Source organism: Mesorhizobium sp. M0217, from assembly GCF_040321955.1.
GTDB lineage: Bacteria > Pseudomonadota > Alphaproteobacteria > Rhizobiales > Rhizobiaceae > Mesorhizobium.
Map to the genome: position 1 here is coordinate 62663 of NZ_JAMYSN010000002.1, position 24680 is coordinate 87342.

A 24680-nucleotide genomic window follows, 5' to 3' on the forward strand; every position below is an offset into this window, starting at 1 on the left:
CCAAGCAGCGGGCTGATCTCAGATAAAAAGATCGACCTTCTGGAACGTCGTCACGTCGATCAGGCCGACATCGGAAATCCTGAGCTCCGGAATGACGACCAGCGCCAGCAGCGAGTGCTGCATGTAGGCGTTGTTGAGCGAGCAGCCCATCTTGCGCATTGCTTCGGTGAGTTTCTCGGCCTTGGCCGCCACGATTTCGGCGCGCTCGTCCGACATCAGCCCGGCGATCGGCATTTCGACAAGCGCCAGTTCCTTGCCCTTTGAAAACAGCACCACGCCGCCACCGACCTCGCCCAGGCGGTTGACGGCCAGCGCCATGTCTTCCTTGTTGGTGCCGACGCAGATGATGTGGTGGGCATCATGTGCGACGCTCGACGCAATGGCGCAGTCGCCCATATAGCCGAAGCCTGAGACGAAGGCATTGGTGACGCCGCCGGTGCCGCGGTGGCGCTCGACCAGCGCGATCTGGCAGATGTCGTTGCGGCGGTCCATGGCGACCAGCCCGTCCTCGACCGGCAGGTCGGCCTCCAGCGCCCGCGTCGGCGCCTGGTTTTCGATCACGCCGATGACCCGCACCCGCACCTCGTTGGCGCCCTTGGGCGCCGCAATGTCGAAGTCGCCTGGCTTCAGCTTCTTGCCGAGCTTGACGGTGTTCTTCGCCGATTTGGGGTAATCATAGGCCGGGATGTCGATCTCGAGCTTGCCGCCCTTGGCCAGCCTGATACCGCGGCCATAGACCTCGTCGATGGTCATGGCGGCGAGATCGGCGACGATCAGCAGATCGGCCAGCCGTCCCGGCGCGATCGAGCCGATCTCGCGCTCCAGCTTGAAATGCTGGGCGGTATTCAGCGTCGCCATCTGGATCGCCGTCACCGGCTTCAATCCCTGTTGGATGGCGTGGCGCACCACCCGGTCCATATGGCCTTCATGCACCAGCGTGCCGGAATGGCTGTCGTCGGTGCACAGGATGAAGTTGCGCGGGTCGAGCCCGCTCTCGGTCACCGCCTTGATCTGCGAGGCAACATCGTACCAGGCCGAGCCCAGCCGCAGCATTGCCTTCATGCCCTGGCGCACGCGGGCGATCGCGTCCTCGGCGCGCGTGCCTTCATGGTCGTCCTCCGGCCCGCCGGCGACATAGCCATGGAACGGCAGGCCGAGATCGCGCGACGCATAGTGGCCGCCGACCGTCTTGCCCGCTCGCACCGTGGCGGCTATCTCGCCCGACATCACCGGATCGTTGGCCACGACACCGGGAAAATTCATCACTTCGCCGAGCCCGATGATGTTTTCCCAGGTCATCGCTTCCGCGACATCGGCGACCGTCAGTTCGGCCCCGGCATGCTCCAGCCCCGGCGCGGACGGCACGCAGGACGGCATCTGGACATGGACGTTGATCGGCATGGCGACGGCCTCGTCATGCATCAGCCGCACGCCGGGCAGACCCAGCACATTGGCGATCTCGTGCGGATCGATGAACATCGAGGTGGTGCCGTGCGGGATGACGGCGCGGCAGAACTCGGTCACCGTCACCATGCCGCTCTCGACATGCATGTGCGCGTCGCACAGGCCGGGCACGAGATAGCGACCGCCGGCGTCGACCACCTTGGTGCCCTGGCCGATGGCATGGCTGGCATTCGGCCCGCAATAGGCGAAGCGGCCGCCTGATATGGCGATGTCGGTGCCGGCTATGATTTCGCCGGAGTGCACGTTCACCCAGCGGCCGTTGCGAATGACGAGATCGGCAGGCTTGCGCCCCGTCGCGACGTCGACCAGATGCGTCGCCATCTCGGTCCAGGGCTTGGGTTTCGTCGCCGACGGCTGCTTGGCCATGAAAGACTCCTGTTTGCCAGACTGTGCCAAGCCGGCAAGGTTTTGGCCAGCGATCACGGACGAAATCCGCTCGATGATCGGCGGATGCGCTGCACCCGTTCACACCGGCGAGCGTCACGGCGGTCATTCAGTTTGGCTTGTGCCGGCACTTATGCTACTATTCTGCCGACGGTGCTGATTTGCGCCGACGACCCGCCGCGAGGCGGGTTTTTGTTGTGATGAGGCCGAAACCTCCTGAGGTGAAGTCATGACCCGGTTCCTGAAAGCACTCGCCTTCGTCACCCTGTTCCTGATCTCGGCCGGCTTTGCATCCGCCGAGGAACGTTGGCAGACCTTGCCCGAACCGGCGGCCATGCCCAAGCCTGAACAGAGCGGATATGCGCCGGTCAACGGCATTCAGATGTACTACGCCGTTTTCGGCGCCGGTGATCCGATTCTCCTGATCCATGGCGGCCTTGGCCATGGCGACATCTGGGCAAGCCAGGTGGCGACCATGTCCAAGACGCATAAGGTTATTATCGCCGACAGCCGCGGCCATGGCCGCTCTACCCGCACCGAGCAGCCTTACGGCTATGACCTCATGGCGTCGGACTATCTTGCGCTGCTCGACTATCTCAAGATCGACAAGACCGCTCTTGTCGGCTGGAGCGACGGCGGCATTATCGGCATCGACATCGCGCTGCATCATCCGGAGCGGCTGACAAGGCTCTTTGCGCAGGCCGCCAACGTCACCACCGATGGCGTCGATCCGGGTGTGCTGACCAACAAGACCTTTGCCGCCTATATCGACCGCTCGGGACGCGACTACAAGAAACTGTCGAAGACTCCCGACCAGTACGATGCCTTCGTGGCGCAGATCAGCCACATGTGGGAGTCGGAGCCGGCCTGGACCAAGGAACAGCTCGGCAAGATAACCACGCCGACTGCGATCGTTGCCGGCGACCATGACGAGGCGATCAAGCGCGAACACACCGAATACATGGCCTCCGTCATTCCGGGCGCCAAGCTCATCATCCTGCCCAACGCCAGCCATTTCGCCATGCTGCAGGCGCCGGACGAATATAGCCAGGCGGCGCTGGACTTCATCGACGCCAAATAGCGCCCCCAGCTGAGCACCCAGCGCAGCAACGGGTACATTCCGATTGTTGAACAATGGGTTCCGTTTTGCGGCGAATAGGATTACCTTCCGGCAAGGCGCCTTCTGAACCGCCTTTTCGGAGAACTCGATGCGCTGTCTGACCATTGCCAGTGCCGGATTTCTGATTGCTCTGGCCGGGCCGGCATTCGCCGCCGACCCGATGGCGGTGCCGATGACCGAACCAGGCTTCGACTGGACCGGCTACTATGCCGGCCTGCAGGCCGGCTACGGCTGGGGCCAGTCCGACATATCAGTGACGGAAGGCGCGCCGTTTTCCATCGCGCCCGACATTGACGGCGGTTTCGTCGGGGGCCATGTCGCCGGCCTGTGGCAGTTCGACCAGGCAGTGCTCGGCGCCGAGGCGGAGCTCAATTATTCCGCCGTCGACGGTACGGCCGTATCAGGCCTTGGAAGCACATTCCGCACGGACGTCAAGTGGTTCGGATCTGTCGACGCCAAAGCGGGCTTCGCCATGGACCGCGTGCTGGTCTACGGCGTCGGCGGCGTCGCCTTTGCCGGCATCGAAACTTCGCAAGTCGCGGGCGCGTCGTTCGCCGGCACACGCACGAATGTCGGCTGGACCTTGGGCGCCGGCGTCGACTATGCGCTGACCGACAAATTCATCGTCGGCGCGCAATATCGCTATTATGATTTCGGCTCCGAGCACTATGACGTAGCGGAACCCTTCAACGATCGCGATCAGGATGTGAAGCTGAACGCGGTTAGTATTAATCTCAGCTACAAATTCTGAGCCTTCTCGGCGACTGAGATTTTCGCCACAAACAATTGTTTTGAAATCGCGAACCACCTTTCATGAGTCCGACACTCGGCAAAAGATGGCTTGACGGGTTTTCGCTGGCGTCTGAAAAGGGCAGGCCTGCGGACGGAATTGGTAGACGCAAGGGACTTAAAATTTGCCGTCAACTGGAGCAAGGGATGGCGTGGGTTAGGGTTGTTGAACGTATCGGTTACGGAGTTTGCCCAAAGTGCGGAAATCCCGGCTTCGACCTTGAAGCGGGCGAAGATATCCATGACGAGAGAGCCAAGATAAGGTGCGGCAAATGCGAATACATTTGCTCTGCCAACGAGTGGCCGACGGTGTCCGAAATCAAACCGGAAACACCATAATTTAGATTTCCTACGGCTGGTCAGTACTGCTGCTTTTCGGCCATTTCATTTTCGATGGCCACGCGCTGAACCACCTCGGGGGACACATGCATGATGGTGATATCGAAAGCCCGATAAGCCTCATCTGGCGTAATGCCGCGTTCGATTTCCGCCTCCGTCATACCATCCTTCAGTTGCTCGTTGCGCAGTTTGGTCAGGATTGATCCAAGCCCATGGTGATGGCCGAAACTCGGCGCGATATATTCGCCTGAGGGCGTCCAGCCGCCGAAGTGCATCGCAAGATGCACATCGTGGAGTTCCTCCGGATCGGACGCGCTAATCCTGACTAGCTCTTTGATGAGGTCCTCAATTGCAGCTTTGGTCATGTATGCGGTTACGCCCATGGCATCCAATCGCAGCGCCAAGCTGAGCGGTCCGGCTGACATCTTTTTCGCTGGTTTTTTAGATGGTCGCCTAACCATGTTTAAAATTGCCTCCGTACCGTGATGCGATCCTATGGGAAGCATGGTGCCGGCGGCGGGACTTGAACCCGCATGGCCGAGGCCTCCGGATTTTAAGTCCGGTGTATACCAATTTCACCACGCCCGTAGTGCCTGCACATGTACCCGTGGTGTGGGATTTTGCAAAGAGCGAGGGAGCATGCTCGAAGCATGGTGCGGGCGGCGGGACTTGAACCCGCATGGCCGAAGCCTCCGGATTTTAAGTCCGGTGTGTATACCAATTTCACCACGCCCGCAGTGCCCGCACATGTACCCGTGGTGTGGGATTTTGCAAAGAGCGAGGGAGCATGCTCGCACACTTGATTGCGTGGGAAATATCGTGGGATTTCCCTCAAATGTGGGAGAAAACCAGACTCACCATCAGCTCGACGTCCTGGTTTTCAGGCTATTGAGCGAGAAACACGCAGAAAAAGAGACTTTAAATCCCTCGATCTCTGATCGTACGGGTTCGATTCCCGTCGTCCGCACCAGTTGAAATGCTTAGGATCGTTCCGTACGAACTCACTGGCTACCATAGAACAGGCTGACGCGGGTAGCCGCAGGGGCAGCCGGGATACAAAGCCGGGAACTGCCTTGCTGGATTTTCAAGACTTGGTCGCTCATAGGGAAGCTCTGCTAAATGAGCAGTTGAGGCCGAGATGCAGGAAAAGCCTAGCTAGACTTCAAGACACCTGCGGTCGGGGAAACAGGGGCCCGCTTTCACACCTCACGAACAACCAACTAAGGATGGTCGGGCGGCGTTGGCAAAAGCACTGTCAGCCTTCATCAATTCGGCCGGTCGTGTTTTGGTGTTCGGTATTGGCTGCCGTAAGAACAGTGACGGGGCTGACTGCGCAACTGCGCTGAGCCAATCCCGAACTGGAAAGTAGCCCCTTCGGTCGTAAGCTCGGCAGTTGGGGATCTACTGCATCCGAAAAACGACGGTATCCGTGTCGCTGGATTTGCATCGAATGCCGACCAAAACGCCGAGTTCATAGTCATCGACGTGCCACGGTCGGAACGTCGACCACATCGCAGCGATCAAAAGCAATATTACAAGCGTGCTGGTAGCTCTTCATACGCTATGGAGCATGTCGACATCGAGGATGCCTTCCGAAGTACCGGAACTTACAATGAAGGCCGACATGAGAAATACCCGTCGTCCGGCCTTGACGGTCATTATGAGATCAGGATGTGGCCGCAGAACGGGAGCCGGCTGGGGCCGCAGCGGCCTCAACCCGGTGGGCATGCTCCGTCGCGATTTTAAGAAGAGTTGCAGCCGTTTCCTGTGGCGTCCGACCTTGCGCTTCTGACGCAGTCACCAAGCCGCAAACGCGGCTTCTAATGCGACTTCACAGTTCACCTCACGGTCTGGGCTATCCTCTGGCAATCGGGGGTTCGACCGATTGGGACATGGTGACTTCTTTCAAAGGGGAAAAACCGCCGCCCCAGCCTTTTGCCACTCAAACATTTCAGCAAAGGATCACTCCAGCTATCAGCAGCGTGATTAGAACTGACAACGGCACGGCCAGAAGACCGACCAACTCAACATTTCTTGTGTTTTGTCGCTTGTCCATCTTCGTCGCCCGCATGTCGTTGGCTTTGGCATCTTGCCGTCAACGTGCAGCTGTTGGAACCAACCACAAGTGCCGCTGATCGGAGATTCAGTCGGTGCTGCATATTAGCAACACATTGTGGAACGATCGGGCGGCATCAGCCAATTGCTTTTGAATGCCCTTGCACTTGCTTCGTACGATTCCGTACAGTTTCCCCCATTGGGGGAGGCGGCCGATGGACCATGACGAGGAAGGCTACAGCATTAACGCCTTCGATTTCGATGTGGTGTGCGAGACCTTCAGGAGATCCGTTCGGGAGCTGGACCTGGCTGAAGAGCATTGGGTAGACCACGCGAAGGCGCTCCTACGGGAATTCACCGACAGCGCACCTGACGACGACATGATTAGCCGGATCGTCGGGCGCTAGTGGCCTATACAGCTGTAGTTTGTTAGAATCGTACCCCGGTCCTGCCACGGAAACCTTTTCCAAGGTTTGCCGCGTCATAGAGGCATCACAGAAGCTCTTGGAACAGATTGCCCAGCGCGGAGGCCCATTAACGAAAAAGCTCGCCACCTTGAGGCAACGGGCATCGCCAATGCCCTCAGAGAGCCCTGCCTGGACGTGTGGCGTCCTGTCCGGCCCTCGCCATTGATTTCGTCGGCAAGCTTGTCTTTGGCCTCGTGATAGGAGTTGGCATCGGGATGGCAATCGCCGGCTGCCAAGGATGCCGGGCCGCTGGCCGACCTATCAGTCAGGCGTCCGTAGCCAGAGCGTTATAAAGCAGCAAACACGCCAGGATAGAAACGGCGCTGCCTAGCAGCTGGTCTGCCGTCAGGCCGGAAAAATAGACAAGATGAAACGTCACCATCGCTCTACCAATCACGGTTCGGAACACTGCCGAATTAACCGTTAGCCCACGCTAATGTTCCGCTCTGGACTCACTACCGCTTTGGAAGAATCCTGCCGCAGCGATCAGCGCCCCGCCGACCTTGATCTCAACGTCGGTGCCACAAGGCTTTCCTTCGTTCGCATGGTTCGTAGAGATTAGCACGATCGCATACTCTCATCTCATCCGGCGTCGTCTCCCTCACAAAGCAGCGCCGGTAAGGCTCGGCGACCTTCTTGTTGTCCCGTGTGCCAAAGGAGGTCGCCGGGCCTGCCGTTGCTCATCTTTGCTGGTGGCTGCTCCTGATGGCTGCGCTTGACGCCGTCGCCCTACTGCTACCTGCGGGGTAAGGCTGGCGAGCCCTCTTGTCAGGCAGTCCGGCATGCAGGATTATAGTCCTCGTTGCGGCGACCCTCAATGGAGAGCGCCAATGGCCAGAACCAAACCTTCGGAACAACTTTCCCGGGCTGAAATCGAGCGCTTCCTGGCGGCAGCCGAAGCGCTGCACAAGAGCATCGTCGGGCCGCTCCTGGCGTACCACGGCGAGCACTACCAAGCTCTACGCAAGGTCCATGGACCCCTGTTGAAGTCGATCGAGACCATCACCGGCCAGAGGGCGAAGTTCATCCAGTGGAACGGGACAGGACCGGCACAGCCCCGGGACAAGCCTCCGGGCTAAGTCTCCTCCCGGAAATCCAGCAGCTTGGCATGGCGAAGCTTCTCCTCGCCCTTCAGGAACCGCACGCGGCCGACCAGGCCCGGCTTTAGCCATTCGGCCTTGTCACTCTTGAGCCCTTTCGGCGCCGGCCCGCCAATCTTGCCTTGCACGCGGTCCCATAGGCGCTGGCGCTTGTCCGCCTTGAAGGTGACGAAGGCGCCGCCGGCATAGTGGCCTTTGTCGGCCATCAGCACCATGGCAGGCTTGCCGGCCTCGCGCTGCACGCCGATGATGTCCATCTCCTTTTCGGCATAGCACTTGATCTTGCGCCAGTTCGTCGTCGGACCCGACCGATACTTGCTGCCCTTCCGCTTTGAAACGATACCTTCAAGCCCAGCCTGGTCAACCAGATGAAAGACGGCGTCGCCAGTGCCCGGCATCGCTTCGCTGAACTGGATTCGGCCACCGTCCGGGATCAACGCCCGGAGGATCTCGCGACGGTCTTCCACCGGCGTGTTCCGCAAGTCATGCCCGTTCAGATGCAAGAGGTCGAATGCTGGCAGATACAGATCGCGCGACGGCTTGCGGCTGGTCGCGGCTGATTGATGCGCATGGAAGTCGGATAGGCCAGCCTCATTGATCGTAATGGTCTCGCCGTCGATGATGAAGTCTTTCGCCTCCATCGCTTCCGCCTCACCGGCAAGTTGGATGTAGCGGCCCGTCCAATCATAACCGTTCTTGGTGATCAGCCGAATCCCGTCATCATCCTTGATGACCTGGGTGCGGTACCCATCGAATTTGATCTCATGAATCCAATCATCGCCCATCGGCGGCGTGTCGACCAGTTCGGGTTCCATGGGCTTGATGAATTTCAGACGCATGCACTGACTCGCAGAACTGCGACTTCAATTAGCTAGCGCTAAATTAGTTCCGGAACATTTTAGACGAATTGGATGTTTGAAGGGCTATGAAGATCGAAGCCGACCAATGCCGGGCAGCGCTGACGCTCATCCGGCGCACAATGGAAGAGCACTGTCCTCCTGGCGTGCTGCCGAGCGAAGAGATGGTCAATGGGCTCTATGGTCCGGAACTGATCCATGAGGCGGAAGCCATTGCCGCCGGCATCGTCGCAACCATTGACCAGCTGCAATTGCCCGTGATGAAACCGCCGTCCCCTAGTATCAAATAGAGACCGATACAGGGAAGGTCGCTTGGCCGCGCGATCGTGGGCTCGCAACGACCGGCGAGGCGATGCCGGCCTCACCAAGGGTTACAGCCCCTCGACCAGCAGCGAAGGCGGCTCGCGGCAGTGCAACGCCCGAAGTGTTTCGAGACGACGATGTCCACCGAGCGTAGCCAGCGCGCGTCGTGCTGCACAAGGACCGAGGCAGCGGCACGGCCGCCCGGGTTACTCCAAAGGCGGCTCTTCGCTCTGTGGAGCCAAAACGGTGATATCCATCCTGGCGATTGTCGATGCGGCGCGCCCCTGGGCGCCAGAATCCGTGTCGCCACTTTCTGCCGCCATTGCCTTGGCGCGATGTCCTACGCTGTCTGCGCTTTTGCCTGGCGCAAATCCTTCGCCCGGTTCTGTCTTTGCGGGTTTCGGTCGAGTTTCAGCTGCCTGCCGATGTTGGTTTCCAATCGCCGAGACCATTGATACCTCCCCTTGATGAGGCCGCGACTGTACCTGTCAAGGCTGTAGCGAGGCTGATCACTTAAGTGGTCGGGTTGCGCCCGCTCGTAGTGGCCCTCCGATCACTGGGCTCTCGATGCCTTGGCGCTCGCGGACGTCTGGTCGGGTCGGAAGTTCAAACTCAGCCGCCCTTTGCGGCACCGGCTTCGCCCGACAACTAGGAACGATTTCGGCCGCCATGTGTTACGCAATCATGAATCTCGCGGATCCCGGATCAACAATGGCAACCGATCTTTTCACGATGCAACTCGCTGATGCTCAGCAGCGCATCAAACAGACCGAGTTCGCGCTGGTACTCAGCGAGAAAATGGTGGCTGAGAACCTCGCTTTATCCAGCAGGATACGATCGGCGAGGCGGCGTGTCCTGAAGGCCGGAAGGCCTCTGGCGACAGTCGACTCAACAAGCTGAAAGAGTTCTTCAAATGATCTCGACCCAGTCCGGACGTGGGAGAGCTTGCCGGTAACCTTAGCGGTAATCGGCCGAGTCGCAGCAGGAAGGGCGCTGAAAACTTGCTCGATGAAGACTGCGGCGTCGCTATGAATCTCGCCTTGTGTTGCCGAATCCGATCTGCGCAAAGGCGCGTGGTCGAGACCAGGCAGCGGCTCACGAAGATTGATCCCAGCAGGGCAAATTGACCGCTACGGCTCAGTTGAGGCAGCACTTCGAAATCACGGCTATTGACCTGCTGAGCTATCAGTTTCCCTCGATCTCTAATCGTATGGGTTCTCCGCACCACCCTTCGCTCTTCGAGCTTCGGGTGGCACGCCACCCAAGGCAGCCATCTCAAACGTCGAGATAGCCGGCGGCGACGAGCATCGCCTTGTATCGTTGGGCAAATCGGCTGGGCAAACGACTGAGGTAACCTGACGCGCCAATATCCCAATGCGCGCCCAGTTCGCGGTCGAACGCAGCCGGGTCGAATTGCAGCAAGCCGCTGCGTGGGTAGACCGTGAATTCTCCGAAGATCGGCTCCCCCTCCTCCTCGTAGAAATCGACACGCACCATGTCGAACTCGCTGCCGAGCGCCTCGGCTGCCTCGATCATCCGCGCCAGGCTCTTGGGAGGGGGAATTTCCAGGCTCGAGTCGATCGCGCCCTGGACGATGTTCAGCGGGCGCCAATCGCGATCCAGGTGGGCGGTATTCTTGACCGTGGAACGGAAGGCGACGACGACAATGTAGGCGACGTGGCCAGCCAGCACACAGAATTTGTAGTCGACCGGGTCATAATCCTGGTCCTTGCCGACAAGCGCTTCGACGAAAACCCGCCGCTCTATGTGCGCATAGCTGCGCTCCAGCTTGCGGGCGCCATAGGTTTGGCCAAGGTATTCCGTCATCTCGGCAATGATCGCCTCCCGGTCGGCGTTGGCCGGATCACGAACGATGACATTCATGGCGCAACCGTGGTTGCATTTGACGGCGTAGGGGATTTTCAGGTCATCGAAAGGGATCTGGCGCGGATCGTCGCCCTGCCACAGCACCTCCGGGATGGCGAGCCCGGGAAGCCGCTCCCTGACGATTTCCTTGGACTTGAGCTTGTCGAGAAGGCCGGTAAAGCGAGGATCGTCATCGAAAATCTTGCGCCAGTGGATCTTTTCCGTGAACGTCACCGGGGCTGCAAAATTCGGCAGATGCCGCATCCGCTCAAGGAAACGCTGGGTCAACCGGCGGTAGCGGACAAGCAGCGCGGCGTTCAGCAACAGGAGAGATGCCCGCGCGCTGTTTCGCTTCAGCCATGCCTTTGCGCCACGCGCCATTCCGGTGTCCTTGCAACCTGCGCAACTTCATCCGCGAAGTGGACGTGCCACCCTGCCCGCAGCAGTGAGGCACGTCGAGCTTCGCCGAGCTAGCCCTTCATCGGGTACAGTTTCAAATGCTGGATCAGGATGATCGTCTTGGCGTCGATGATGCGGCCGTCTGAAATGCCGGCCAGCGCTTCATCAAGAGGCATTTCCAGAACCTCGATGTCCTCGCCCTCGTCGGCCGCGCCGCCGCCGGCCGAGATGCGGTCGGCGGGTGAATAGCGCGCCACAAAGAACCACAGCCGTTCGGTGACGCTGCCTGGGCTCATATAGGGGGAAAACAGCCGCTCGATGTTCTGTAAGCGATAGCCGAGCTCTTCCTCGGCCTCCTTGAGGATGGCGGTTTCGGGATCGTTTTTGTCGAGCAGGCCGGCGCAGGCCTCGATCAGCGGTTCGCGGTGGCCGGTGACGTAGGCGGGGTAGCGGAACTGCCGCACCAGAAGCACCGTCTGACGCTCGGGATCGAAAGGCAGGATCACCGCGCCGTCGCCACGGTCGTAGGTCTGGCGAATCTGCGTCTCCCACTGCCCGTCGCGCCGGCGGTAATCGAGGACGGTCTTCTTCAGAACCGCCCAGTCGTCGGACAGGACTTCCTCCGAGCGGATGCGGATACGATCTTCCATGATGAGCTCCAAGCTGTCGGCGCCATGGCGTAACCGCGAACGGTTTTGCGCGCAACCAAAACGGCGAAGCTTTCACCGCCTCGTGTCTGGTGCCGGCAACTGCCATCGCCTAAATAGCTGCAGTCCCTCTCCGGAGTTTTTTTGATGACCGCAGCGCTTTTCCAGCCGATCGCCCTCGATGGCCTGACCTTTCCGAATCGTATCGCGGTGGCGCCGATGTGCCAGTATTCCGCCGAAGACGGCTCGGCCAGCGACTGGCATCTCTATCACTGGATGAACCTGGCGATGTCGGGCGCCGGCATGGTCACCGTCGAGATGACCGACGTCGAACGGCGCGGCCGCATCACCCATGGCTGCCTCGGCCTCTATTCCGACGACAACGAGGCGGCCGCCCGGCGCACGCTAGATGCAGCAAAGCGCGTCGCCGCGCCGGAAACGAAATTCGGCATTCAGCTTGCTCATGCGGGCCGCAAGGCCTCCAACCGAAAGCCCTGGGAAGGTGGCGGCCCATTGCAGCCGGGCGAGGATCCCTGGCAGACCGTCTCGGCCTCGGCCATCGCCTATGACACCGGCTGGAATGTGCCGCATGCGGTGGAGGAGGATGAAATCCTGCAGCTTATCGAGCGCTTCACTCAAGCCGCGAGGCGGGCCGAGCGCGCCGGCTTCGACTTCCTCGAACTGCACGCCGCGCACGGCTATCTGATCTTTCAGTTCCTGTCGCCGCTTTCCAACCAGCGCACCGACCGCTGGGGCGGCTCGCTGGAAAACCGCATGCGTTTCCTCATCGAGATCGCCAAATCGGTGAGGAAGGCGGTTCCAAACCTGATGCTTGGCGCCCGCCTGTCGGTAAAGGACTGGGTCGATGGCGGTTTCGAGGTCGCGGACGCGATCGAGGTGGCCAAAGCCTTGAAGGCGCTTGATGTTGCCTATCTCTGCTGTTCGAGCGGCGGCAATTCGCCGTTGCAGAAGCTGCCGACCGGCCCCGGCTATCAGGTGCATCTGGCCGAAGCGGTGCGCAAGGGCGCCGGCATCCCGACACGGGCTGTCGGCCTGATCGACGATCCCGCGCAGGCAGAGGCGATCGTCGCCGACGGCCGCGCCGACATGGTCGCGCTGGCCCGCGCCTTCCTCGCCGATCCGCGCTGGGGCTGGCGCGCCGCCGCCACCTTCAGCGAAAAAATCCATCCCGCGCCACAGCTCGCCCGCTCGGTGACCACGATGCAGCACTGGACGAAGGGCTGAACAGGCAGTGCCGACGGATGCGCCAAAAGCATCTGCTGGACAGATTGCCGCAGCTTCGCTTTAATCCGCCCGCTATAGTCCCTGGGGGCAGGCCGCCTTGGCGGCCGGATTGGGAGCAAAGTCCATGGCATCAAGGGCAATCTATCCGGCGGCAGCCGCTCTGGTGGTTGCGCTGTCGTTCGCCGCGTCGTCTCCGGTCGGCGCGCAATATTGCGAAGGCACGGTGCACGGCCTGTCCAGGCACTACGATCTGGATACCGGCAGCGGGTTTCTCGCCGTGCGCGCACGGCCGAACTCGTCGTCGCGCATGATCGGGCAATTGTTCAACGGCGACCACACGGAGATTTTCGACCGCCGCGGCAACTGGTACCAGGTCGAAATCGGCGGACGGACCGGCTGGGCCAACGCCCACTGGCTGCGCAACGACTGCGGTTACTGAGACCAACGATTGCGGTTGGTGAGACGTTTGGGCGCAGGCTGACGGCCACTTTTGCAACCATATTGGCTGCTTTGCGTTGCGGCCATCATGGATAACAAACCTTTTGAAACCCCGGTCGTGGTCGAACTCGGCCATGTCGGCAAATATCGCCAGATCCGCAGCACCCAGGAAGCGGCGGAGTGTCTGATGACGGTGTGGCCGCTCAATCGCGGCCCGCGCCATCGTGATGCTCTCGACACTTGCCTCAAAGTGCTGGAAGGTTATCGTTCGACGGCCGATGCACGCAGGGCTTTGATCGAAGCGGCCAAGGAATCGGAAGTGCTGGTTCCCGAAGACCGGCTGCCAGACGCCAAGTTGCATTGAAGCCCAGATAGCATTGAATAACGGGCCGCATTGAGCGGACGGACGAACCGGAGGATTTCATGGCGAAGCTGACTTACAAGATCGTCGAGCATGACGGGGGCTGGGCCTACAAGGTCGGTTCGACATTCTCGGAGACATTCCCGACCCACCAGGATGCGCTGCGCGCCGCCGAGATCGCCTCGGCCGAACAGCAGATCGCCGGCGCCACGGACGGCATTCAGTATGAGGATGCCGAAGGCAAGTGGCACGACGAACTGGCCGACGGCCGCGACCGGCCGCAGACCGAAGTTTCCGACTGATCCTTGCCCCTCAGCTTTCGCTGCCGGCCATGGATGCTCGCCTAAGCAATTCCCTTGGGAATTGCGTGTCAAAACAAACAGGCGGGACATCCTGCCGGTCAGTCGAAGCCGCGGCTTGATCACTTGCCGCAATATTGATCGTTCACGTTGGGCCTCACATTTCCATAGGGTCCTGACGGGTCGGAGGCGCACGGCCCCGTAGCGCCGCCATAGCCTTGGCTGCCGTCGGCATTGATGCTGCCGGTGGTGCTCTGGTCGACGGTCGATGACTGCTCGTTCCCGAACGGCCACCAGCTGTGATGGTTGGAATACGTGCTGTCCGATGACTGCGCCATCGCCGATGTGGCAAGACCGATCGTCAGCACGGATGCTGCAAAAACTTTCCTGTACATTGAATTACTCCGTATCCGCCGCCTTGGGTGCGACACGGGGTAAAACCGGATATCAGCCGAATGGTTCAGTGAAATTGTTGTGAGGCTGTGGTGAGGTCTTGGCCGGCGAATGTCCGCTCGGCAATGCGCTTGATGAAGGCGATGACGCGGTCCGGCTCGACGAATTGCGGCATGTGGCCGAGGCCTTCGACCGTCTCGAAATCGAGCCCTTCGATCCTGTCCTTCATCGGCTCCCCATGTATGCGCATGGCGATGACGCGATCGGCTGTCCCGAAGAAAATGCCGGCCGGCATGGCGATCTCTTCATAGCGCTCTTCGATGCGGCCAAGATCCTGTTCGACCGCTACGAAATCGGTGGAGGTTGCATGGAAATGGCTTGGCCTCAGCCCGAGCCATCCGCCGCCATCGATCATGTAGTCGGCGGGAACGGCCTGCGGCGCGAAGATGAACTCCAGTGTCTGCCGCGCATATCTGAGGCTTGTCGGTATCGCGACGGTGTAGGCCATGATCCAGCGCCAAAGCCGCGAACGGATATAGAGCAGGCCCGCTTTCTCGCGGGCGCCGGCTTCCAGATGCGTCAGCGGCGCCAGCAAAGCGATGCCGGAAATCGCGCCGGGATGCTCCAAGGCCAGGGTCAGCGCGACGGCGCCCGCCAGCGAGTGCCCGACCACGAGCGGCCTTTCCAGCCCGAGTGTTTCGATGAAGCGCCTGATGATCTCGACCTGTTCAGGCAGACGGCCGGTGGCTCCTCGCGCGCGAACAGAATAGCCCGATCCCGGCCGGTCGAGTGCAATGAGGCGGTAGCCAGGGCCAAAGCGCTCAAACAGCGTGTGGCGAAACTGGTGGAGCTGCGCGCCAAGTCCGTGCACGAACAGGATCGGCCGTCCCTCGCCCGTTTCGACATAATGGATGCGGCTGCCGTCGATCTCGACGAAGTTTCCGCTGGCCGGCACCAGCCTTTCGGCCTTGGCGGCAATCCAGAGCGTAGCGGCCACCAGACAGGCCACGATGACGAGAGCCAGCACGGACAGGCCGGCGACAAGCCAAAGCAGAATCGATACCAGCATGTTTTCACCCGGGAAGCGGACCGGCGCGCACCATCACCCACTGACGAACGCTCGGCAAGGCAGATGGCGGCTTGTGTCGGCATTGCCGCCAGTTCGATGGCGCGCTATCTCAGGCGACCTTCTTTCTGCCTCAGGCGACCTTGTCTGCCAACGGGCCTGTTTGCCGGAGCCTTCCATGCCTGAAATCGTCACTGCCGCCATGCTTGTCATCGGCGACGAGATTCTGTCCGGCCGCACCAAGGATAAAAATATCGGCCACCTCGCCGACATCATGACGGCCATCGGCATCGACCTGAAGGAAGTGCGCATCGTTCCCGACGAGGAGGACGAGATTGTCGCTGCGGTGAATGCCGTACGCGCCCGCTACACCTATGTCTTTACCACCGGTGGCATCGGCCCGACGCATGACGACATCACCGCCGATTCCGTTTCCAAGGCTTTTGGGGTGCCGTGCGAATACGACGCCAAGGCCTATGCCATGCTGGGCGAGAGCTATGCCGCGCGCGGCATCGAATACACCGAGGCCCGCAAGCGCATGGCGCGCATGCCGCGCGGCGCCGACCATATCGACAATCCGGTCTCCGTCGCGCCCGGCTTTCGCATCGGCAACGTCCATGTCATGGCCGGCGTGCCGGCGATTTTCCAGGCCATGCTCGACAATGTCGTGCCGACGCTGAAGGCCGGCACCAAGATGCTGTCGGCCACCGTCCATTGCCCGTTCGGCGAAGGCCTGATCGGCGGTCCCCTGGGCGACATCCAGAAGGCGCATCCCGACACCATCATCGGCTCCTATCCGAAATATGGCGACGGCAAATTCTGGACGGAGCTGGTGGTCCGCGCCCGCAGCCAGGAGGCGCTGGATTCGGCACGCAAGGACGTCGAGGCGATGGTGGCCGGCTTCACCGCCGCCAATTGACCCTGGGTTCGCGGACCATCGCCGGGCCGGAACCAAGCACCGCACTCCCACGTTTTCCCTCGGGCGCAGCACGCGCTGGCAGATTTGAGGGATTTCGCATGCGCTTCAAGACCATCGTCGCCATATTGCAGAACGAACAGGACGCCGAACGCGTGCTCGACTGCGCCATCCCGCTTGCCGACCGGTTCGAGAGCCATCTCATCGGCATCCATGCCGAAGCGCTGCCCGTTCCCTACACCTCGGCAACCGGCTTCCCCGACACCGAGTTCCTGCAGGTCTCCGCCGACATGAACCGCGAGCGCGCCGAGAAATTGCAGGCGCTTTTCGTTCGGCAGATCGAGAATTCCGGCCTGTCCTTCGAATGGCGCAGCCTCGAGAGCTTTTCCGGCGACAGCGCGCTGACGGGTATTTCCAGCGTGCGCGCCGCCGATCTGATCATTGCCGCGCAGCGCGAGACCGGGGGCGACACGAGCGCCGATGTCGACACGCTGGTTTACGATGCCGGCCGGCCAGTGCTGGTCGTGCCGCATGAGGGGCCATTGGTCACCACATTCAAACATGTGCTGCTGGCCTGGAACGGCAGCAAGGAGGCGGCGCGTGCCGCCTTCGACGCGCTGCCCTTCATCATCGAGGCCGAAAAGACCGACATTCTGGTCATCGATCCGCCGGATACGCTGGATGACAACCCGGAAGCCGCCGGCGCCGAGATCGCCGCAGCACTCTCCAGGCATGGCGCAACGGTCAGCGTGTCGGTGCAGAAATCGGGCAACGCCTCGGTCGATGACGTCATCCAGACCCGGATCGCCGAGACCGGAGCCGACCTTCTGGTGCTCGGCGCCTACAGCCATTCCTGGCTGCGTCAGCTTTTGTTCGGCGGCGTCACGCGCACCGTGTTGCGCAGCGTGCCGGTGGCGGCCTTTTTGTCGCGTTAACTCCACAGACTGGCCCCGCCCTTGCCAATGCCCTGACTTTCCAGTTAATTCCGCGCGCATTCCACAATGTTGCGCGCGGAGTGCAGAATGTCCCTTCCCGAAAAAGCCTTTCCGGTCTCCTGGGACCAGTTCCACCGCGATGCCCGGGCGCTCGCCTGGCGGCTTGCCGGCGCCAACAAGGGTCAGTGGAAGGCCATCGTCTGCATCACCCGTGGCGGCCTGGTTCCCGCTGCCATCATCTCGCGCGAACTCGGCATACGCGTCATCGAGACGGTCTGCGTCGCCTCCTATCACGACTACACCAGCCAGGGGCAGTTGCAGGTGCTGAAGGAGATCACGCCGGCGCTGCTCGCCGATGATGGCGCGGGCGTGCTGATCATCGACGACCTCACCGACACCGGCAAGACCGCAGGCATCGTGCGCGCCATGATGCCCAAGGCGCATTTCGCCACTGTCTACGCCAAGCCGAAAGGCAGGCCGCTGGTCGACACCTTTATCACCGAAGTCAGCCAGGACACCTGGATCTACTTTCCCTGGGACATGGGTTTCACCTACCAGAAGCCGATCGCCGACGATCACGCCGGCTGATTCGCGCCAGCCCCATTTCTGCCCAGACGGCCAAACCCGCCCCGTTTGCTATGAAAACAGGCAATGGAAGGCACATTATTCTGTCGAATCGACGCCTGTTGGCGGATTGGACGGTTGGTGTGATGTTTTTTACTTTTAAGACTTACACTTGTCGGTAAGATTCATACGGCGGCTAACGATTCTGAGGGCTGGGGTAGCTTTCACTGATGCTGACGACACCGGCGACACACGACCATCTGGCTGAAAGGGTCCGCAAGCTCTTCGGCACTTCGCCTTGTCGCCTGCAGGTTGCCGCTTTGCCATGGCGCAATAACGAAGACGGCGTCGAGATCATGCTGATCACCAGCCGAGACACCGGGCGTTGGGTGCTGCCGAAGGGCTGGCCCGAGGCCAGGGAGCCGCTCTGCGAGGCAGCGGCGCGCGAGGCGGGCGAGGAAGCCGGATTGCGTGGCAAGATTTCGCTTTTCGAGGCCGGTCGTTACTTCTACGCCAAGGCCCTCGCGTCCGGCGAGGAAGTCCCTTGCGAAGTGCTGGTGTTTCCGCTGCAGGTCGAGCACGTTGCCGACCGCTGGAAGGAAAAGCGCGCGCGCACCCGCAAATGGGTCAATGGGGCCGAGGCCGTACGCATGGTCAACGAGCCGGACCTCTGCCAGATCATCGCCCATTTCTGCGCCGATCCCGACAAGTTCGTCGTTAGAGCCTAGCTCACAGCCACCGCTGCATAGTCCTGCGCGCCCGCACCGGTTCTTGCCCCGATTCCGGGCTCGGTGCTTCGCTCCGCGCGCCAGCAATCCGACACTATAAATCCCTCCCCTTCAGGCCAAGCTTAGCCACAGCTTGACATGCAGGCATTTACCTGCATATTGTGTCTTCAAGATGAGTGAGACCGATGGACGCCGACAAGGTTTTCAAAGCGCTGGGCGACCCGACCCGCAGAATGCTGCTCGATCTTCTGTGTGAGAAGAACGGCCAGACGCTCGGCGAGCTTTGCGAAAATCTCGACATGGCGAGGCAATCCGCCACGCAGCACATCGATCTGCTGGAAGCGGCCAATCTGATCAGCACGGTCAAGCGTGGCCGCGAGAAGCTGCATTTCATCAACCCCGTGCCGCTGCACGAAGTCTACGAGCGGTGGGTGCGAAAATTCGAACGGCAGCGGCTGAGCCTGCTGCACGACCTGAAACAAGAACTCGAAGGAGACGACCAATGACCCGGGAAACCACCAGTTTTGTCTACGTGACCTACATCAGATCGACGCCACAAAAGGTGTTCGAAGCCATCACCAGGCCCGATATCGCCAAGCGCTACTGGGGCCACGAAAACGTCTCCGACTGGAAGCCCGGCTCGAAATGGGAACACATCCGCGCCAATGACGAACGGACCGTCGAACTCGTTGGCAAGGTCGTCGAAATCTCGCCGCCGACCCGCCTGGTCATGAGCTGGGCCAACGCCTCGCAGGCCGACGATCCCACCAAGCACAGCCGGGTGACGTTCGCCATCGAGGAATACGACACCATGGTCAAGCTGACCGTCAGCCATGACGAGCTCGAAGCCGGCAGCGGCATGGCCAAGGGCATCAGCCAGGGCTGGCCGGCCGTGCTGTCCAGCATGAAATCCTTCCTCGAAACCGGCACAGGCATCGACCTGTTCGCCAAGCCGAAATCGGCCTGAAGCAATCTGACAGCGGGAGAACGACAATGACCAGGCACTATACCGGCGGCTGCGCCTGCGGCGCGATCCGCTATGAGGCCAGCGGCGAGCCGATCTTTCAGAACCACTGCCAATGCCTCGATTGCCAGAAGCGCAGCGGTACTGGCCATTGTTCCTATGTGACCTTCGGCCGGCGCGCTGACGTAAAGATCACCGGCGAGCCGAGCACATGGCGGATGATCGCCGACAGCGGCAATGAAAAAGCCCAGGCCTTTTGCCCGACCTGCGGCACGCCGGTCTACGTAACGTTCGTCGCCATGCCGGAGGTGACGGCGATCCAGGCCACGAGCCTCGATGATCCCGGCCAGTTCGACCCGCAGGCGGTCACCTACACCGTGCGCGGCCACGTCTGGGACACGATCGACCCAGCGCTTCAGCCATTCGAGCGAATGCCTGGATGAACCAAGCAGAGCCCTATCCCTCGGATAGGGCTCTGCGTTCAGCTCAGATCACCAGGCCCTTGGTCAGTTCCAGCGCCTGCCGCTCGAACAGGCGGCGGTAGATGCCGCCCTTCAGCCGGATCAGCTCGTCATGCGAGCCTTCCTCGACGATCTTGCCACGGTCGAACACGAGCAGCCTGTCCAGCGCCCGCACCGTCGACAGACGGTGCGCGATGACCAGCGTCGTGCGGCCAACCATCAGCCGCTCCATCGCCTGCTGGATCAGCACTTCCGATTCCGAATCGAGGCTCGATGTCGCCTCGTCCAGGATCAGGATGCGCGCATCCGCCAGGAAGGCGCGCGCGATCGCCACCCGCTGGCGCTCGCCGCCCGACAGTTTCACGCCCCGTTCACCGACCAGCGTGCCGTAGCCCTTCGGCAGGCCGGTGATGAAGTCGTGCGCGCTGGCGAGCTTGGCGGCATGCTCGATCTCGGCCTGCGTGGCGTCCGGTCGGGCATAGGCGATGTTTTCCGCCAGCGAGCGGTGGAACAGGATGGGCTCCTGCTGGACGATGGCAATCTGCGCGCGCAGCGACGCCTGTGCAACCTGCGAGATGTCTTGGCCATCGATAAGGATCCTGCCGCCGCTGACATCATAGAGACGCTGGATCAGCTTCACGAAGGTCGTCTTGCCCGAGCCGGAATGACCGACCAGTCCGACCCGCTCGCCCGCCGCTATCTCCACCGAAAAGTCGCGGTAGAGCGGCAGGCGATGGCTGCCATAGTGGAAGGTGACGTTATCGAAGGCGATGTGGCCATGCGTGATCCGGATCGGCTTGGCGCCGGGCCGGTCCTCGATGCCGAGCGGTTGCGACTGGAAATCGACCAGTTCCTCCATGTCGTTGACCGAACGCTGCAAATTGCGGATATGCGTGCCGATGTCCCTGAGGTAGCCCTGCAGCACGAAGAACGAGGTCAGCACGAAGGCGACATCGCCCGCACTTGCCTGGCCCCAGGCCCACAGCATCAGCGACAGGCCGATTACTGCCGTCCGCAGCACCAGCAACATGGCGCCTTGCGTCGTGCCGTTGATGGTGCCGCGCACCCAGGTGCGGCTGGTCCGCGCGCGCCATTTGGCGACGACCTTGGCAAGACGCGTCTCCTCGCGCGTCTCGGCACCGAAACCCTTGACCACGGCATTGCAGCTCACCGCATCGGCAAGCGAGCCGCCAAGCCGCGTATCCCAGCTGTTGGCGAGCCGTGCCGCGGGCGCGACATAGCCGAGCGACAGCAGCGCCGTCACCGTGATGAACAGCAGCGAGCCGACTGCCACGACCAGCCCCATCAGTGGCCAGAACCAGCCGAGCAGCAACGTCGAGCCGACCAGCATGGCGACCGACGGCAACAACGCAATCAGGATGGTGTCATTGAGCAGGTCGAGAGCCCACATGCCGCGCGTGACCTTGCGCACCGTCGATCCGGCAAAGCTATTGGCGTGCCAGTCGGTTGAGAAGCGTTGCACGCGATGGAACGCGTCGGCGGCGATGTCGGCCATCATCTTCAGCGTCAGCTCGACAATGCCCATGAAAGCCAGGTTGCGCAGCACCACGCCGGTCATCGCCAAAGCGATGAGCGCGAAGAACGCCGCCATTGCCGCATTCCACGCGACATCGTCAGCCAACGCACTGCTGGCGACGGCGTCGACCAGCCGGCCGGAATAGAGCGGCGTCAACACGTCCGCTATGGTCGACAGCAGGAAGCTGCCCATGATCAGCGAAAGCCGCCACGGCTGGCGCCGCCAGTGGCTGAGCGTGAAGCCAAGAACGCTGCGAAAGGCGCTTGCACGCAGATCGATTCGAAAACGAGCCATGATGTCATCCGGGCGCAAATCTGCCCGGTCCCGGGGCTGCGGAGGTTCGGCATGGGTGGCGGCGCGCCCCGGGTTGTCGGGTGGCGACCGGCATCGGCAGAAGCCTGTACTCGACCCGGCATCGGTGCGAAGGGCAAACCTTCGCCGGACGCCAGGTGAGACCTAGGCTTCGCGGCCTCGCATTACCATGTGAAATACTGCCATTCAGACCTCCCGCAAGACACTTGCGGAGCGGTCCTTATAGAGACGCCATGAAGGATCGCCAAGGCCGGGCACGTGGCAAAGCGTAACTGGTCCAACCAGTGAGGTTATTTTGCAACAACAGCGGGTCAACCCCTCGCTATGCCTCATTCCGGGTTGCGATCGAGGCGCATGTAGCGGCCGTCGGTCGATGCCTTGAAGCCCAGCTTCTCATAAAGGCCATGCGCGTCACTGGTCGACAGGCTCCAGTGCGAGACCGTGCTGAGTTCAGGGTGGTTGATGAGCGCCCGCACCAGTTGCGTGCCAATGCCTTGGCCGCGATGCTGCGGCCAGATGATGATGTCGGCGAGATAGGCAAACACCGTACGGTCGGTGATGGCCCGGCCAAAACCGACTTGGTTCCTATCGATATAGGCCGCGGTGCAGAACGAGTTGCCAAAGGCGCGGCGATGAAACTCATCGCTGCGGCCGGCGCCCCAATAACTCGCCATCAACAGGTCGGAGGTCGCCCGGAAATCGATCCGTGACATGTCGAAGCTGATTTCACAGTCGGGCATGGTGCCTCGCAAAGAATGGAGGGCGGCCGAATTCAGTCCGGCCGGTGATTTGGCTGCCCACGTGGCGCGCTTATGGCACCACGAGATAGGCCTTCTGGTCGGCGATCGCGATGGTCACGTCGGTGCCGGAATTGAACTCGACGAAATCGAGCTCCATCCCGTCGCTGAAGATGACGCCGCCCCTGCTCTGCCGCGAAGAAACCACCAGCGGCCGGTCGCGGGTGATGACGCCATGCACAAGCGACACGCCGGTCGTGTTGCTCGGAAACGGTTCGCGCACCGAAAAGAACAGCTGTTCGCCTTCGCGGTCATAGCCTTGCGGCGGCACGGTCGGCACGGAGTTGTCACCATAGGCCGCGGCCAGTCCCGCGGCGCCCGCCATAACCGAGCGCAGCCAGCCGGTAGAGCCGGCGCCCGTGGAGATGATAATGCCGCTCGACGACTGGCGCTCGGTCCTGCCGCCATAGGTCAACTCGTAACGCGCCGAGACATGCGTCGAGGCGCCAACGAACAGATCGTTGAAGGCGATCAGCCGGCGTCCGTCATTGGAGCGCGCTTCGGCCATCACCACCGCCTGGCGCTTCGCCTTGCCGGCGATCGTCAGGCCGAGGACCTTTTCGGTATCGTCGGCATTCCACGGCAGCAACACGCCGTCGAAAAGCGCCGGGTTCGGGTTGATGCCGATCAGCGGCTGGTACGGGAGGTACTTCGCGGTGTTGGACACCAGCCCGTCCTGACCGAGCGCGATCACCGCGTCGGAGCCGAATTCGAACTGCGGGACCAGTTCGCGGTCGAGCCGCAACTGTTTGAGGCCTTGGGGAAGCGAACCCATCACCCGGTCGAGCGCCTGGTGATAGACGTCATGCGCCGCCTTGACCGGGTCGAAATTCATGCCGGCCTGCCGGAGATAAAAGCGCGCCTGTCCCTGCGTGTTGAAGCGCGTCGTCAGCTCCTCCAGCTCGGTCTTGCGGGTGACGACGATCACCCGGTCGATCGGCCTGCCGCTCTGGTCGCTTGCCACCCGAGCTTGCCTTTCAGGACCCGGCTTTCGGAGTGGAAAGCTGGCTGAGCGCGCTGGTGAGCATATCAGGCGTGATCGACAGATTGCCGACCGAACCGCCCTTTTCCGCCCAGGCCTTGAAGGCCATCGCCGTGAGCACGTGCGCCGGCGCCGACGAATAGACGGTGAGTTCGAGCTGTTGGGCCTTGGCTTCCGCCTCGGCAAGCGTCAGCTTGTTGCGCGCCTCGGTATCGACCAGCAGCTTGTTGCGTTCGGCAAGCTCGATTTCGGTCGCCAGCTCGCTCTGCTTGATCTCGCGCTCCTTCTCCACGCCCCAGGCACGGCGCCCATAGATCGCGGCATCGGCCTGGCGCTGCAGCGCCTCGCGATATTCGGTCTGGAGCGCCTTGCGGATCTCCGGCGTCGGCTGGACCGAGGTGATGTGAACCTCCTCGATCGACAGGCCGGCGGTCGCGGCAATCGGATCGTTGCGCAGGAGTTCGGCGAGATTGCCACCGAGCTTGGTCACCTCGGCCAGCGCCTGTTCCAGCGTCATGCTCGAAACCACCGCGCGGGCGCGGCTCTGTATCGCAAGCACCAGGCGCTCGGCGATCTTCTCCCGGCCGTCGCCGACGACGTCGGCACGGCTGAGCTTGGCGCTGAAATCAAAACCTTCGGCTGCCTTGAGTGGATCGATGATGCGGTAGCTGACCGACCCCTGGATTGCCAGATCCTGGAAATTCGCCGTCGTCTCGGTGAAGATGAAGGGGTTATCGAGCGACGTCACCGGCACCATCGCTATCGTGGTGCCGAACGTGCCGTACCAGAAGGAGATGCCGCGCCCCTGCTCCCTGATCTTGCCGTTCTTGAAGCGCAGGATGTGATACTCAGGTGTTCCCTTGAAATAGCTGATAAACATGCGTCCCCCAAG

28 protein-coding genes and 1 tRNA gene are annotated in these 24680 nt (G+C 61.5%); 17 read left to right on the forward strand and 12 right to left on the reverse strand.

From position 1 onward, the window contains the following. Window positions 1-18: 18 nt before the first annotated feature. Window positions 19-1830 carry an adenine deaminase gene (gene ade, locus NKJ18_RS04890; RefSeq protein WP_023751503.1) on the reverse strand — a complete coding sequence of 604 codons (1812 nt, stop codon included), beginning with the start codon at window positions 1828-1830 and terminating at the stop codon, window positions 19-21. A gap of 247 nt (window positions 1831-2077) precedes the next feature. Here ade and NKJ18_RS04895 point away from each other — a divergent pair, with 247 nt between their 5' ends. Both NKJ18_RS04895 and NKJ18_RS04900 read left to right on the forward strand, forming a co-directional pair. Continuing rightward, the gene (locus NKJ18_RS04895) at window positions 2078-2929 is read left to right on the forward strand and encodes an alpha/beta fold hydrolase (protein ID WP_352757904.1); all 852 of its coding nucleotides are present in this window, start codon (window positions 2078-2080) and stop codon (window positions 2927-2929) included. Window positions 2930-3056: 127 nt separating this feature from the next. Next, the gene (locus tag NKJ18_RS04900) at window positions 3057-3719 is read left to right on the forward strand and encodes an outer membrane protein (protein WP_352757905.1); all 663 of its coding nucleotides are present in this window, start codon (window positions 3057-3059) and stop codon (window positions 3717-3719) included. A gap of 397 nt (window positions 3720-4116) precedes the next feature. On the opposite strand, the gene NKJ18_RS04905 is transcribed toward NKJ18_RS04900, so the two are convergent. Further along, the gene (locus NKJ18_RS04905; protein ID WP_352444061.1) at window positions 4117-4500 is read right to left on the reverse strand and encodes a hypothetical protein; all 384 of its coding nucleotides are present in this window, start codon (window positions 4498-4500) and stop codon (window positions 4117-4119) included. 247 nt (window positions 4501-4747) lie between these two features. Continuing rightward, a tRNA-Leu gene (locus NKJ18_RS04910) sits at window positions 4748-4832 on the reverse strand. Window positions 4833-6366: 1534 nt separating this feature from the next. Here NKJ18_RS04910 and NKJ18_RS04915 point away from each other — a divergent pair. Both NKJ18_RS04915 and NKJ18_RS04920 read left to right on the forward strand, forming a co-directional pair. Continuing rightward, the gene (locus tag NKJ18_RS04915; RefSeq protein ID WP_352757906.1) at window positions 6367-6558 is read left to right on the forward strand and encodes a hypothetical protein; all 192 of its coding nucleotides are present in this window, start codon (window positions 6367-6369) and stop codon (window positions 6556-6558) included. Between the two features lie 890 nt (window positions 6559-7448). Next, window positions 7449-7697, forward strand: a complete 249-nt coding sequence (locus NKJ18_RS04920) for a hypothetical protein (protein WP_023695401.1) — start codon at window positions 7449-7451, stop codon at window positions 7695-7697. Here NKJ18_RS04920 and NKJ18_RS04925 read toward each other — a convergent pair. Continuing rightward, complete coding sequence (locus NKJ18_RS04925) at window positions 7694-8557, reverse strand: ATP-dependent DNA ligase (RefSeq protein WP_352757907.1); 864 nt, start codon at window positions 8555-8557, stop codon at window positions 7694-7696. The two genes, NKJ18_RS04920 and NKJ18_RS04925, sit on opposite strands and share 4 nt — an antisense overlap. Before the next feature lie 86 nt (window positions 8558-8643). On the opposite strand from NKJ18_RS04925, the gene NKJ18_RS04930 reads away from it, so the two are divergent. Next, entirely contained in the window at window positions 8644-8865 is a 222-nt protein-coding gene (locus tag NKJ18_RS04930) for a hypothetical protein (RefSeq protein WP_023681532.1), read from the forward strand. A 724-nt stretch (window positions 8866-9589) separates the two neighbouring features. Then, window positions 9590-9778, forward strand: a complete 189-nt coding sequence (locus NKJ18_RS04935) for a hypothetical protein (RefSeq protein ID WP_023688348.1) — start codon at window positions 9590-9592, stop codon at window positions 9776-9778. A 375-nt stretch (window positions 9779-10153) separates the two neighbouring features. Here the strand turns inward: NKJ18_RS04935 and NKJ18_RS04940 are convergent, their stop codons facing one another. Beyond that, window positions 10154-11125 (reverse strand): ATP-grasp fold amidoligase family protein, encoded by a 972-nt coding sequence (locus tag NKJ18_RS04940; protein WP_352757908.1) that lies wholly within the window; start codon window positions 11123-11125, stop codon window positions 10154-10156. Window positions 11126-11214: 89 nt separating this feature from the next. Next, a complete protein-coding gene (locus NKJ18_RS04945) occupies window positions 11215-11793 on the reverse strand; it encodes an NUDIX domain-containing protein (RefSeq protein ID WP_023667531.1) in 579 nt (192 codons plus the stop codon). Window positions 11794-11937: 144 nt separating this feature from the next. Here NKJ18_RS04945 and NKJ18_RS04950 point away from each other — a divergent pair, with 144 nt between their 5' ends. The 4 genes from NKJ18_RS04950 (at window position 11938) to NKJ18_RS04965 (ending at window position 14136) form a co-directional block, all read left to right on the forward strand. Beyond that, window positions 11938-13035 (forward strand): NADH:flavin oxidoreductase/NADH oxidase, encoded by a 1098-nt coding sequence (locus tag NKJ18_RS04950; RefSeq protein ID WP_352757909.1) that lies wholly within the window; start codon window positions 11938-11940, stop codon window positions 13033-13035. Window positions 13036-13159: 124 nt separating this feature from the next. After that, complete coding sequence (locus tag NKJ18_RS04955; RefSeq protein ID WP_023691186.1) at window positions 13160-13474, forward strand: SH3 domain-containing protein; 315 nt, start codon at window positions 13160-13162, stop codon at window positions 13472-13474. 84 nt (window positions 13475-13558) lie between these two features. Continuing rightward, on the forward strand, window positions 13559-13837 hold the full coding sequence (locus NKJ18_RS04960) for a DUF982 domain-containing protein (RefSeq protein ID WP_032891817.1): 279 nt from the start codon (window positions 13559-13561) through the stop codon (window positions 13835-13837). Between the two features lie 59 nt (window positions 13838-13896). Beyond that, window positions 13897-14136, forward strand: a complete 240-nt coding sequence (locus tag NKJ18_RS04965) for a DUF2188 domain-containing protein (RefSeq protein WP_023667535.1) — start codon at window positions 13897-13899, stop codon at window positions 14134-14136. A gap of 119 nt (window positions 14137-14255) precedes the next feature. On the opposite strand, the gene NKJ18_RS04970 is transcribed toward NKJ18_RS04965, so the two are convergent. Both NKJ18_RS04970 and NKJ18_RS04975 read right to left on the reverse strand, forming a co-directional pair. Next, a complete protein-coding gene (locus tag NKJ18_RS04970) occupies window positions 14256-14528 on the reverse strand; it encodes a hypothetical protein (protein WP_023688343.1) in 273 nt (90 codons plus the stop codon). Window positions 14529-14593: 65 nt separating this feature from the next. After that, window positions 14594-15595 (reverse strand): alpha/beta fold hydrolase, encoded by a 1002-nt coding sequence (locus NKJ18_RS04975; protein WP_352757910.1) that lies wholly within the window; start codon window positions 15593-15595, stop codon window positions 14594-14596. Window positions 15596-15770: 175 nt separating this feature from the next. Between NKJ18_RS04975 and NKJ18_RS04980 the strand changes: the two genes are divergently transcribed. From NKJ18_RS04980 to NKJ18_RS05010, 7 genes are all read left to right on the forward strand, one after another. Beyond that, window positions 15771-16511, forward strand: a complete 741-nt coding sequence (locus NKJ18_RS04980; RefSeq protein ID WP_023681539.1) for a competence/damage-inducible protein A — start codon at window positions 15771-15773, stop codon at window positions 16509-16511. A 98-nt stretch (window positions 16512-16609) separates the two neighbouring features. Beyond that, the gene (locus tag NKJ18_RS04985; RefSeq protein ID WP_023729831.1) at window positions 16610-17443 is read left to right on the forward strand and encodes a universal stress protein; all 834 of its coding nucleotides are present in this window, start codon (window positions 16610-16612) and stop codon (window positions 17441-17443) included. An 87-nt stretch (window positions 17444-17530) separates the two neighbouring features. Next, a complete protein-coding gene (gene gpt / locus NKJ18_RS04990) occupies window positions 17531-18031 on the forward strand; it encodes a xanthine phosphoribosyltransferase (protein ID WP_023667540.1) in 501 nt (166 codons plus the stop codon). A 206-nt stretch (window positions 18032-18237) separates the two neighbouring features. Beyond that, window positions 18238-18735: an NUDIX hydrolase gene (locus NKJ18_RS04995; protein WP_023667541.1), complete on the forward strand. Its 498-nt coding sequence runs from the start codon at window positions 18238-18240 to the stop codon at window positions 18733-18735. A gap of 185 nt (window positions 18736-18920) precedes the next feature. Next, complete coding sequence (locus tag NKJ18_RS05000; protein WP_023681541.1) at window positions 18921-19241, forward strand: ArsR/SmtB family transcription factor; 321 nt, start codon at window positions 18921-18923, stop codon at window positions 19239-19241. Further along, entirely contained in the window at window positions 19238-19702 is a 465-nt protein-coding gene (locus NKJ18_RS05005; RefSeq protein ID WP_023681542.1) for an SRPBCC family protein, read from the forward strand. The genes NKJ18_RS05000 and NKJ18_RS05005 overlap by 4 nt, the downstream gene beginning before the upstream one ends. Window positions 19703-19728: 26 nt before the next feature. Continuing rightward, complete coding sequence (locus NKJ18_RS05010) at window positions 19729-20142, forward strand: GFA family protein (protein ID WP_023681543.1); 414 nt, start codon at window positions 19729-19731, stop codon at window positions 20140-20142. A gap of 43 nt (window positions 20143-20185) precedes the next feature. On the opposite strand, the gene NKJ18_RS05015 is transcribed toward NKJ18_RS05010, so the two are convergent. The 4 genes from NKJ18_RS05015 to NKJ18_RS05030 form a co-directional block, all read right to left on the reverse strand. Next, window positions 20186-21991 (reverse strand): ABC transporter ATP-binding protein, encoded by a 1806-nt coding sequence (locus NKJ18_RS05015; protein ID WP_023681544.1) that lies wholly within the window; start codon window positions 21989-21991, stop codon window positions 20186-20188. 347 nt (window positions 21992-22338) lie between these two features. Then, window positions 22339-22749: a GNAT family N-acetyltransferase gene (locus NKJ18_RS05020; protein ID WP_352757911.1), complete on the reverse strand. Its 411-nt coding sequence runs from the start codon at window positions 22747-22749 to the stop codon at window positions 22339-22341. A gap of 70 nt (window positions 22750-22819) precedes the next feature. After that, on the reverse strand, window positions 22820-23770 hold the full coding sequence (locus NKJ18_RS05025) for a diacylglycerol kinase catalytic domain-containing protein (protein ID WP_027050400.1): 951 nt from the start codon (window positions 23768-23770) through the stop codon (window positions 22820-22822). Between the two features lie 13 nt (window positions 23771-23783). Next, the gene (locus tag NKJ18_RS05030) at window positions 23784-24668 is read right to left on the reverse strand and encodes an SPFH domain-containing protein (RefSeq protein WP_023695413.1); all 885 of its coding nucleotides are present in this window, start codon (window positions 24666-24668) and stop codon (window positions 23784-23786) included. Window positions 24669-24680 lie beyond the last annotated feature (12 nt).